Origin of the sequence: Lysinibacillus fusiformis, from assembly GCF_002845985.1 — a bacterium.
Classification (GTDB): domain Bacteria; phylum Bacillota; class Bacilli; order Bacillales_A; family Planococcaceae; genus Lysinibacillus; species Lysinibacillus fusiformis_D.
On record NZ_PDFK01000002.1, the window covers coordinates 880705 to 892751 of the forward strand.

Below are 12047 nucleotides of genomic sequence, written 5' to 3' on the forward strand. Positions count from 1 at the left end.
TGATTCGACACTTTTATATCTGTCTTTTACCGAATCAAGTTAGAATCAAACCTCGAAAGATTGTTTCCTTGAAAAGATTAAGAATCTTTTCTTCAGGGATTACATCACCGTGTAACTCATGCCAATCGACAACAAAAGCAAGATATGCCTTTAACAATAAGTAACCGACCAGTTCTGCATCGCAATCTCTAATTTCACCTTTTTTAATACGACGCTGTATTAACTCTGAAACATACGATAAGATTTCTGTTTCGATGCGAAGTAGCACCTGTTTAACAGCTGGTGTTCGTAATTCTTTTTCTTCCTCGATTAGCTTTGCAAATAAAAGATGTTTTTCACGGAACTGTAGCATTTTCATTAAAGCATTATGCGCATTATCCATAAAGCTTGCTGATGCATCCAACACTGCATCTGCTTCCGCCTTCATCTCTCGTACAAGTGACATAGCAATCTCTTGAAATAAAATTTCTTTATTTGCAAAGAATGTATAAATCGTACCTTTACCGACATTAGCGATTTTCGCCACTTGCTCCATCGTTGTTGCTTTGTAGCCAAACAATGTAAAAGATTTTGCAGCTGCTTCAAGAATTTCCTGCCTACGATCCATTAGTAACATCCTTTCTTGTTAGGTTATGTACCTCTAATGTACACTTCAATAAAAATGACCAGAAAACCATTTCGGTCATCTGGTCATTATCATATTCCTATTTTTAAAAAAATGCAAGCATTTAATGATGATTTTTTTCATCTTTTTCTTCGTCATCATGATCAGCATCATTTGACGTACCATTACCATGATTCATCATATTGTTATCCATGCTGTTATTAGATTTCTCATCCTCTGGTAAAACCTGTGTCATATCTGGGCTACCAGCAATAATTTGCTGCTTTGGCATATTATGAACACCATTAGCTGTAGTATGTGCATACATATAGTAAACACCGTCATGATCGAATGTAGTCGTTGCTTTATAGACGCCGTCTTTTTCTAATTTCCCATCAATCATTTGTCCTTCATCACGTTTCCCTGATTCCCAAACTTCGAATTCTACTACAGCATCATCAACGTTTTCTCCACCTTGTTCAACGTGTGCCGCCAGCTCAATTGTTTCATTGAGTACTACCTCTTTTGGTGTTAAAATCTCTACCTCTGGAATTTGAGGTACAACTGGTTCTGGTAAAGCCTCTTTTTTTTCTCCACATCCTACTAATAATGTAGGCACTGCAATTAGCGCGAATAACCACTTTTTCATCTTTTAATCCTCCATTAATGGCAACCGGATTTTAACGGTTGTGCCTTTTTCAACAACACTTTCAATTTCTAACGATCCCTGTAACTGCTTTAATAACTGTTCAACAATGGATAACCCTAATCCACTACCACCGTCTGCACGACTCCGTGCTTTGTTAACACGATAAAATCGCTCTGTGACATGTGATAAATCCTCGGATGGAATACCGATTCCATAATCCTTGATTGTAATTTGTGCACTGCCAGTCTTTTCAACAGCAACAATTTCCACCTTAGAATTTTCATACGAGTAATTAATTGCATTTTCAATAATATTAATAAAGATTTGCTTTAGCTTTACTTCATCCGCTTCAATAATGAGCGCATCATCTACATCTACATGTAATGTTATGTTCTTTTTATCTGCTTGATGTGTTAGGATTTTTTGAACCTCTCGCAATGTCTCTCCTAGTGGAATAGGGTATAAAACTAAATTGGTTTGTTCATTTTCTGTTCTTGCCAGTTGAAGTAATTCGTTTGTTAACCGCTCCATTCGATTCGCCTCACGGACGATCAACTGTATGGTATCTTCTTTTTGACTTTCTGTAATGATGCCATTTTGCATAGCCTCGCTATAGCCTTTTACATAGCTTATAGGTGTGCGTAATTCATGCGAAACGGTTGCTAGAAACGTTTTTTGTGCTTCATCCTCCTGCTGAATGGCCTCTGCCATTTTATTAAAGGTACTAGATAATTTACCAATTTCATCTCGTGAATTGACAGGCACACGTGTCTCATAATTCCCATAGGACATCTGTTCCACTGCAAGTTGTAAATCGTTTAATGGTCGCATAATGTGCCGGATACCTTTATAAATCAAATAGCTAGCCACTACTAAAAATATGAAAGCACTAATAAACAACAAAATCACGCCACTATTAGCTAACTCACTAATTTTGGCTAATGGGAAATAAATATAAATGATACCCTCTAATCGATTTTGATCAACGAGCGGTATAACTACGGAAATAAGTTGTCGATCAAACCGTGGCTCATATCCAATTTTTTGCACATATTTTCCTGCTAATAATTTCTGTCTTTCCTCAGGGCCAATCAGGGTCTCATAATCTATATCAAATGGAACACAGGCACTTAACTCACGTGGATTCCTTACCGCAAATATATTTAAATTTGAGTAATCATTAAATTGTTCAATATCTGCAATAAATTCATCCGTCACCTTCCCATTGTCATACATGGTCTGTAGCTTCAAGCCAACTTCGACCATTGTCTCTTCTGTATCTTGTACATATAAACGTTGATACAAAAAGTTTGTGAGAACATACATAAAGACAACGGTAATGATTAAAAATGCAAAAATTAACAACCAAATGCGAGTGGCAATCTTTTTCATTCGCCAGGATCAAAGCGATAGCCCACTCCCCAAACGGTTTGAATATGCGCAGCCGCATCCTTTCCAAGCTTAATTCGTAAAGTTTTAATATGTGTATCGACCGTGCGTGTGCCTCCTACATAATCAATATCCCAAATACGCTCTAGTAATTGCTCTCTCGTATAGGCATTTCCCGGATTTTTCATAAATAAGTGCAATAGCTCAAATTCCTTTAAGGTAAGCGGAATACTCTTTCCATCAACAGATACTTTACGTGCAATTTCGTCTATTTTAATAGGACCAATAATCACGTACTTTTGCTGTAGCTCTGTAATATTCGCGCCACTTCTTCTTAATACAGCATAAATTCTCGCCACTAGTTCGTCATGTGTAAAAGGCTTAACAATATAGTCATCTCCACCAAGTGTAAGACCTTTCACCTTGTCCTCATTGGCATCACGTGCTGTCAGGAAAATAATCGGTACATTGGACATAGCACGAATACTTTGACAAACGACAAAGCCATCTTCATGGGGCATCATCACATCAAGTAATACTAAATCAATATTTTCACGTACTATCACATCATAAGCCTCAGTACCACTTGCGGCAGTAAATGTCTCTATATCCGAATTATTTAGCATCATCTCAATTAAATTACGCATATCCTGCTCATCATCAACTATTAACACAGTTGTCATCATTGTTCCTCCCTTACTAACAGTTGAAAAGCACCTTTCCCTACATCAACTGTTTTTTCCTTCTGATCACCCTTTATAAAGTACAATGTGTGATCGTCATAACCAGCGACAACAATATAGTCTTTAAACTGGTTCACTACAAAGGGATTTGCACCAACCTCTTGGTGCCATTTAATATGGCCATCAAAATCAGCAACATACAACTCATTGTGACCATGACTTACAACAAGAACGGCATCCTTAGTCTTTTTTAACCCTACTGGCATTAAAGGCATATCAATCTCTCCGTTCAGATGGCCAGTAGTCAAATCATATTTTTTAACGGAGCTGTTGGGCTTACTTCCTTCCCCATGCCCACCTACCCATAGCTCATGTGTCTCTTCTAAAATAGCTATGCCATGTGCGGATTTTTGAATTGGCCACTCTTGTTCAATGGTCAAATCCTTCATGTTTAACACTGATAATTTTGTATCTTTAAAATTAATAACATACAGTTTATCTTTATACGATGCCATTGACATAGGATAATTGCCAAGTTGTTGTCTGACTAGTTCATCTCCCTTTTGATCAAAGCTTGTCACCGTATTCGTTTTACTATTCGTTATAAAAAATTGCTTAATGTTGTCATCATAGTACACATTCGTTGTACCGATCTCTACTTTTTTGGAATAGCGCTTTTCTCCGGTCGATAATGTATAGACGTCGATATTATTTAATTGGTGTCCATACAATAAGATTTGGTCATTCCCTAACAGTATTGCCCCAGAATAAGCTTTATCAAATGACCAAGTAGCAAATACATTGCCATCTTCATCAATAAAATCTAATGATGGTTCTTGTATGTTTAACGAAGCTATAAAATTCCGATCCCTTTCAATGGGTTCATATGATTTTTCAGTACAACCTGCTAACCATATAATTTGTAGTAACGAAAAAATGAAGAATGCCCATTTTTTCAACTTTATCACCTCTGCCCCTTTACTATACTTCACAATTGTGAAATTCGGGTGAAACTTGGAAGGTAAATTTATGACAAACCATAAAAATACTTTTCACATTTCAAACTCACGAACCTCCTCTCAGTTCAATCATCCAACCCATACTGTCAGCGTTACATATACTACAAAGATACTGGTAAGGAGGAATATAGCGTGATTTCCATTAGCTTATGTATGATTGTAAAAAATGAAGAAGATGTTATTGGTCGATGTCTTGAGTCCGTCAAAGATATAGTGGATGAAATTAATATTATTGACACCGGTTCAACCGATAGTACAAAACAAGTGGTTGCACAATTTACAGACCGAATTTTTGATTTTAAATGGATACATCATTTTGCAGCGGCACGAAACTTTTCCTTTCAACAAGCAACAAAGCAATACATCCTCTGGCTAGACGCAGATGATGTTTTTTTAGAGGAAGATCAAGAAAAATTGAAGTCGCTCAAAGCCTCTCTAACCTCTGATATAGATGCCGTGTCCATGAATTATCATCTAAGCTATGATCATGAGGGAAATGTGGACGCCTTAATAAGGAGATATCGCCTTGTAAAAAGAGAAAAGCATTTTCAATGGATCGGTGCAGTTCATGAATATTTAGAAGTAGGGGGCGTGCTGTTTGATAGTGATATAGCCGTTAGCCATTTACCATTAACACATGATCACTCACGTAATATTACGATTTATAAGCAACTTATTGAAGCAGGAGAAACACTAACACCGCGAGATACATTTTATTTTGCTAATGAATTACTAGATCATGGTCAGTTTGAGGATGCCATTTACTATTACGAATTATTTTTAACCTCAAAGTTAGGCTGGGTAGAAGATAATATTCGCGCCTGTTTTAAATTAGCAGATTGCTATTCCAATTTAGACGATAGAGAAAACAACTTCAGTGCTATTTTACGAAGCTTTGAATACGATGTCCCCCGCCCCGAAGCCTGCTGTCGCCTTGGCTACCACTTCATGGAACAATTCAGGAATTACGAAGCTATTTTTTGGTACGAACAAGCACTGGTAATTAAACAAAATCCAAACGCTCCTTTTCAAAATAAAAGCTTTTCAACATGGCTCCCACACTTGCAGCTATGTGTACTTTTCGACCGTTTACAGCAATACGAACTAGCAAATACCCATAATGAGCTAGCCAGCTCCTTCATTCCAAATGATCCAAAAATTTTACACAATAAAGAATATTTCAATCGTATTTTAACAATCGATCAAAATGACTCTTAGAAAATATCAATAACTAAATAAAAAGGATTTAGCCCCTATCGATATAGAAAACCTTCTACTATTTTAAGCGTAGTTGCAACGAATCTATAAATAACTTTAATAAGTAGATATGTGTCTACCTCCTCTATCATTGTGCAGAATACGATATTTGAGAGAGGAGGTGAGATTATGCATTTTGGAAAATTTATAGATAGAGTTTGCACTAAGTGTCATTCCTACCCTTGTTGTTGCAAAACTGGACCTATTCCCAGTTGTCCAATTTGGCCTGTAAAACCTACAGGACCTACTGGGGGGATAACTGGACCTACAGGTAGTACTGGGGTTACTGGCCCTACTGGCGTTACCGGGGCTACTGGCGTTACTGGGGCTACTGGCGCTACTGGAGATATCGGACCTACCGGGGTTACTGGGGCTACTGGGGCTACTGGCGTTACCGGCTCTACTGGAGATATCGGGCCTACCGGGGTTACTGGCGTTACCGGGCCTACCGGGGCTACTGGCGTTACTGGGGCTACTGGCGCTACTGGAGATATCGGACCTACCGGGGTTACTGGCGTTACTGGGGCTACTGGCGTTACCGGCTCTACTGGAGATATCGGGCCTACCGGGGTTACTGGGGTTACTGGGGCTACCGGGGTTACTGGGGCTACTGGGGCTACTGGGGCTACTGGGGCTACTGGGGCTACTGGGGATATTGGATCTACTGGTGTTACGGGTGCTACTGGAGTTACTGGCCCTACTGGAGATGTTGGACCTACTGGAGCTACGGGCATTACTGGCGCTACTGGCGTTACTGGTTCTACTGGCGTTACTGGTTCTACTGGGGTTACTGGTTCTACTGGGGTTACTGGTTCTACTGGGGTTACTGGCCCTACTGGAGATATCGGGCCTACCGGGGTTACTGGCTCTACTGGCGTTACCGGGGCTACTGGGGTGACCGGAGCTACGGGCATTACTGGCTCTACTGGAGATATCGGACCTACCGGGGTTACTGGGGTTACTGGGGTTACTGGCTCTACTGGCGTTACCGGGCCTACCGGGGTTACTGGTACTGCTGGCCCTACTGGCGTTACTGGTTCTACTGGGGTTACCGGGCCTACTGGAGATGTCGGACCTACCGGGGTTACCGGCTCTACTGGGGATATCGGACCTACTGGTATAACTGGAGCTACTGGCTCTACTGGCTCTACTGGCGTTACCGGAGCTACTGGCGTTACCGGAGCTACGGGCATTACTGGGGCTACTGGCTCTACTGGAGATATCGGACCTACCGGGGTTACTGGACCTACTGGTGCTACTGGGGATATCGGACCTACCGGGATTACTGGACCTACTGGTGCTACTGGGGATATCGGACCTACCGGGGTTACTGGACCTACTGGTGCTACTGGGGATATCGGACCTACCGGGATTACTGGACCTACTGGTGCTACTGGGGATATCGGACCTACCGGGATTACTGGACCTACTGGTGCTACTGGGGATATCGGACCTACCGGGGTTACTGGTGCTACTGGGGATGTCGGACCTACCGGGGTTACTGGCTCTACTGGGGTTACAGGGCCTACTGGAGATATCGGGCCTACCGGGGTTACCGGCGCTACTGGTACTGCTGGCGTTACTGGACCTACTGGTGCTACTGGAGATATTGGACCTACCGGTGTAACTGGACCTACTGGTGCTACTGGTGTTACTGGAGCTACTGGGGTTACCGGAGCTACGGGCGTTACTGGGGTTACTGGCACTACTGGCGCTACTGGCGTTACCGGAGCTACGGGCGTTACCGGAGCTACGGGCGCTACTGGCGTTACCGGAGCTACGGGCGCTACTGGCGTTACCGGTGTTACTGGACCTACTGGTGCTACTGGCGCTACTGGGGATATCGGACCTACTGGCGTTACTGGTTCTACTGGCGTTACTGGCTCTACTGGCGTTACTGGCTCTACTGGCGTTACCGGGCCTACCGGGGTTACTGGTACTGCTGGCGCTACTGGGGATATCGGGCCTACCGGGGTTACTGGCTCTACTGGCGTTACCGGAGCTACGGGCGCTACTGGCGTTACCGGCGTTACTGGACCTACTGGCGCTACTGGGGATATCGGGCCTACTGGTATAACTGGAGCTACTGGAGATATTGGACCTACCGGTGTAACTGGACCTACTGGTGTTACTGGGGTTACCGGACCTACTGGGGTTACCGGAGCTACTGGGGTTACTGGAGCTACTGGGGTTACCGGACCTACTGGGGTTACTGGACCTACTGGACCAGCGTTTACAGAAGGATTCTCTGCATTTAAAAATACTTTAGCTGTTAATGCTTCTACCTCCATCACTAACTGGAGTGTAGCATCACCTTACTTTACAACGCCTGCTTTCAATCCAACAACTGGAATATTCACTGTACCAACTACAGGTAGATATTCCTTTGAAGCGACCATTAACTACTCTACTACAGCGGCTATTAGTGTCACTTTAGGGGGTGGAATAAACCCTTCATTTGCAATACGACAAAATACTACTACGAATTTAATCAGTGGCTTATTCCCTGTATTAAACGTAAACGTCGCGCTCATATTAACATTGCGTGCGGTTCTTGGAAATGGAACGGTAACTTTGGCAGGAGAAGTACAATTAAACGCTGGAGACACTATCGATCTGTTCTATGAAGCCAATGGTTTGACAATCGGTCTTACACTAGGTGGTGCTAACTCTGGTGGTATCGTTTGGTCATGTCATCGAATTTCTTAGATTTAGATGGTCATCACTATTTGAAGCAAGTGGAAAAAGCAAACTACGAAATCGTGGTTTGCTTTTTCTTTTTCAAAAAACAAAAAATAGCACAAACATTTGTTATGCATGTTTGTACTATTTTTCATCTATTATTTAAACATTTCCATTAATACTTCATCTGCAACATGTTTACCTTGCTGCACACATTCTGGAATTGATATTCCCTCAAATGAGCTTCCTGCAAGCTTGACATTTGGAAAATGTTCTTGTAATTCCTGCTTTATACGTTGAACTTTCGCCTCATGTCCAACTGTATATTGAGGCATCGCATTTTTCCAACGTGTAACCACTGTCGTTAGAGGGTCCCCATCTATGCCAATCGTTTTCTTTAAATCCTGTAGCACCGTTTTTTCGATTTCAGTATCAGATAGTGCCACAATCGCTTCATCTCCCACTCGCCCAATATAACTACGTAATAGTACATAATCGTCTGGTGTGGTAGCTAGCCATTTTCTGTTCATCCATGTACAAGAAGTGATTGAAAAATCACTATTTCGAGAGACATAAAATGAAAGGGCATCTAGATCACCAAGTTGATCCTTTTTAAAGGCCATTGTAACGGTTGCAATCGTTGCAGCCTTCATTGTTCCCAATTCATGTAACAGATTATGCTTACTAAACATTTTTTCTGCCATATTAAAGGGAGTAGCAATAATAACAGCATCTGCTTTTATATGTGAGAAATTATTGAGCATTACTTGAACTGATCCATCTTTGCCATGCTCTATTTCTTCTACTTTGACACCCTTCATGACTGTCCCTGGAAGTAGTGATTCTTCTATACTTTCAATGAGTGTTTCAAGACCATTACTAAAGGTTTGAAAAATCCCTTTGTTTTCATCAATATGATGATTGCTTAAGAAATTTGTTCCTGACTTTTTCATGCCAATCAACAAACTCCGATATTTTTGCTCTAAACTATAAAGCTGCGGGAAAGTCGAGCTCATACTTAATTGCTCAATATCCCCTGCAAATGTTCCTGCTAGTAATGGTTCTACTAGATTTTCTACTATTTCAGAACCAAATCTTCTTCTAAAAAATGCGCCTAACGGCTGATCGTCATCTTGTGCAGAACGAGGGATGAAAAAATCCCCAGCCGCACGAACTTTACCGCTAAGTGAAAACAGACCTGATGCTATAAAGGATGAGATATGTGGTGTCTCTCCTGACAAGAGATGACTAGGTATTGGATATAACTGACTACCAACAGCAACATAAGTAGGCCCTGCATTGCTTGTCAATAATTTCTGTTCAATCCCGAGATCCTTTGCTAAATCATTAACATAATTTTCACGATCAAAAAAAGATTCTGGCCCACGCTCAATAATAAAACCATCTTTTCTTAAGGTCTGAATTTTTCCGCCAAGACGTAATGACGACTCGACAAGTACGATATCTAATGGCAATCCTTTTGCGCCTGCTTCTTTTTGCATATAGAATGCGGCTGTAAGGCCTGTAATGCCACCGCCTACGACAACTACCTTTCGTCTTTTCTGAGTCACCAACATCATCACTTTCTTTTCGCTTAGCTTAATTTTTTATGAATCGCATCTACCATCGCATCAATAAATAATGGGTGTGTATTTGGCATCGCTGGGCGATAGTATTTTGCGCCAAGTTCATCACAAACAACTTTACATTCAAAATCGTTGTCATATAACACTTCTAAATGTTCTGTTACAAAACCTACTGGTGTATAAACAAATGAACGGAAGCCTTTTTCTTCAAATAGCTCACGTGTTAAATCTTGAACATCTGGGCCAATCCAAGGCTCTGGTGTTTGGCCTGCTGATTGCCAGCCAACCTCTACATTTTTTAGACCTGTCGCAGCTTGAATAAGACGTGCTGTTTCAATTAATTGATCTTCATACGGATCGCCCAAGTTTTTAATTTTTTCAGGCAATGAATGTGCTGACACAATTAAACAAGCTGTTTCACGTTCTTCTTGTGGCATTGCATTAAATGTATCATTTACTTGTTGTTCCCAATACTCAATGAATTTCGGCTCATCATACCAAGATTCTACAGAAGTAATCGTTAAGCGACCTCCTGCTGCCTCTTCAGCACGACCGTTATAAGACTTAATAGAGAACGTAGAGAAATGAGGGGCTAGAACAATAGAAACCGCTTCTTTTATGCCCTCTGCCACCATTTGCTCTACTGCATCTTCAATAAATGGATGAATATGTTTTAAGCCAATAAACAATTTATATTCTACAGCATCCTGCACCTCATTTAAACGTGCACATAGGGCTTCAGCTTGTGCTTGTGTCGCCGCAGCTAATGGAGATAAACCACCGATAGCTTCATAGCGGCTACGTAAATCCTCTAAGTGCTCTGCCGAAGGTTTACGTCCATGACGAATATGCGTATAGTAAGGTTCGATATCTTCTTCTTTATAAGGTGTTCCGTATGCCATTACCAATAAGCCTTTAACTTCTTTCATTACCCTTTTCACCTCTAAAATTGTTTTATGTTTTCATACATTATGTGACAAAAAGAAGCTGCCCAATCTTTAATATTGGACAGCTCCCTTTCTATATGGAAAATAAAATTTCCTATGTAGAAAGGGACATATTTTTCACATTTGATTCACTTCTATTAAGAACGAGCTTGAATTTGTTGTGCACTGTATTCATGAATAAGTGTAGTGAGACGTTTTAAGATATCTGGGTTGACCTCTGGGAAAACACCATGTCCTAGGTTAAAGATATGACCTGGCATTTCTAAACCTTGTTCAATAATATCTTTTGTTCGTTTCTCAATGACTGACCAATCTGCTAATAAAAGGGATGGATCTAAGTTACCCTGTACCGGTTTTGTAATACCATTCGCACGCGCTTCTTTTATTGGCAAACGCCAGTCTAAGCCTACAACATCAATCGGTAAATCATTCCATTCCTTTGCTAAATGGCTCGCACCGACACCGAATTGAATGAGTGGCACATTTTCTTTTTGCAGCTCTGCAAAAATACGAGTCATAATTGGTTTAATAAATACACGATAATCCTCAACATTTAAGGCTCCTACCCACGAATCAAATACTTGGATTGCCTTTGCACCAGCTTTAATTTGAGCAGTTACATCTGCAATAATCATGTCAGCTAGTTTATCCATTAATGCAAACCAAGCTTGTGGCTCTGATACCATAAATGATTTTGTTTTATTATAGTTTCTTGAAGGGCCGCCTTCAATCATGTAGCTTGCAAGTGTAAATGGTGCTCCAGCAAAACCGATTAAAGGAACATTCAATTGCTCTTCTGCCAATATCTTGATTGTTTCTAATACAAACGGTGTATGCTCATTAGCATTGAATTCACCTAATTTTTCTACATCTGCTACTGATTGGATAGGGTTTGAAATAACAGGACCAACGCCTGCTTTGATCTTTACATCTACCCCAATCCCCGGAAGAGGTGTCACAATATCTTTGTATAGAATGGCTGCATCGACATTATAATTTTCTACAGGTAGACGAGTGACATATGCACATAGCTCAGGTTGATGTGTAATTTCCTCTAAGGAATATTTTTCTTTAATGGCACGGTATTCTGGCTGAGAACGTCCTGCCTGACGCATATACCATACTGGCGTGTGTGCTGTCCTTTCTCCACGTGCAGCACGCAGGAGTGTATCATTAAAAGTTGTCATGAATAGTTCCTTCCCCTCGATAAATTCATACTATAAAATTGTCT

Annotated in this window: 10 protein-coding genes; 2 read left to right on the top strand and 8 right to left on the bottom strand. The window is 41.0% G+C overall.

The window, feature by feature from the left end; all coding sequences use genetic code 11:
• Positions 1-34 precede the first annotated feature (34 nt).
• The 5 genes from CRI88_RS10350 to CRI88_RS10370 all read right to left on the bottom strand — a co-directional run bounded on the left by CRI88_RS10350 (position 35) and on the right by CRI88_RS10370 (position 4293).
• Positions 35-607, bottom strand: coding sequence for a TetR/AcrR family transcriptional regulator (locus CRI88_RS10350; RefSeq protein WP_036128535.1), 573 nt, complete (start codon positions 605-607; stop codon positions 35-37).
• A gap of 121 nt (positions 608-728) precedes the next feature.
• The gene (locus CRI88_RS10355; RefSeq protein ID WP_036128538.1) at positions 729-1253 is read right to left on the bottom strand and encodes a FixH family protein; all 525 of its coding nucleotides are present in this window, start codon (positions 1251-1253) and stop codon (positions 729-731) included.
• 3 nt (positions 1254-1256) lie between these two features.
• Positions 1257-2645 carry a sensor histidine kinase gene (locus tag CRI88_RS10360; protein ID WP_036128540.1) on the bottom strand — a complete coding sequence of 463 codons (1389 nt, stop codon included), beginning with the start codon at positions 2643-2645 and terminating at the stop codon, positions 1257-1259.
• Positions 2642-3325, bottom strand: coding sequence for a response regulator transcription factor (locus CRI88_RS10365; RefSeq protein ID WP_036128542.1), 684 nt, complete (start codon positions 3323-3325; stop codon positions 2642-2644). The genes CRI88_RS10360 and CRI88_RS10365 overlap by 4 nt, the downstream gene beginning before the upstream one ends.
• Positions 3325-4293 (bottom strand): YncE family protein, encoded by a 969-nt coding sequence (locus CRI88_RS10370; protein ID WP_230593975.1) that lies wholly within the window; start codon positions 4291-4293, stop codon positions 3325-3327. The genes CRI88_RS10365 and CRI88_RS10370 overlap by 1 nt, the downstream gene beginning before the upstream one ends.
• Before the next feature lie 183 nt (positions 4294-4476).
• Here CRI88_RS10370 and CRI88_RS10375 point away from each other — a divergent pair, with 183 nt between their 5' ends.
• Positions 4477-5562 (top strand): glycosyltransferase family 2 protein, encoded by a 1086-nt coding sequence (locus tag CRI88_RS10375; RefSeq protein WP_036128547.1) that lies wholly within the window; start codon positions 4477-4479, stop codon positions 5560-5562.
• A 168-nt stretch (positions 5563-5730) separates the two neighbouring features.
• The gene (locus CRI88_RS10380; protein ID WP_101966577.1) at positions 5731-8310 is read left to right on the top strand and encodes a beta strand repeat-containing protein; all 2580 of its coding nucleotides are present in this window, start codon (positions 5731-5733) and stop codon (positions 8308-8310) included.
• Positions 8311-8441: 131 nt separating this feature from the next.
• Here the strand turns inward: CRI88_RS10380 and hemY are convergent, their stop codons facing one another.
• The 3 genes from hemY to hemE form a co-directional block, all read right to left on the bottom strand.
• Positions 8442-9863, bottom strand: coding sequence for a protoporphyrinogen oxidase (hemY, locus tag CRI88_RS10385; RefSeq protein ID WP_058843262.1), 1422 nt, complete (start codon positions 9861-9863; stop codon positions 8442-8444).
• Positions 9864-9877: 14 nt separating this feature from the next.
• Positions 9878-10798 (bottom strand): ferrochelatase, encoded by a 921-nt coding sequence (gene hemH / locus CRI88_RS10390; RefSeq protein WP_058843261.1) that lies wholly within the window; start codon positions 10796-10798, stop codon positions 9878-9880.
• 155 nt (positions 10799-10953) lie between these two features.
• A complete protein-coding gene (hemE, locus tag CRI88_RS10395) occupies positions 10954-12003 on the bottom strand; it encodes a uroporphyrinogen decarboxylase (protein ID WP_036117406.1) in 1050 nt (349 codons plus the stop codon).
• Positions 12004-12047: the final 44 nt, after the last annotated feature.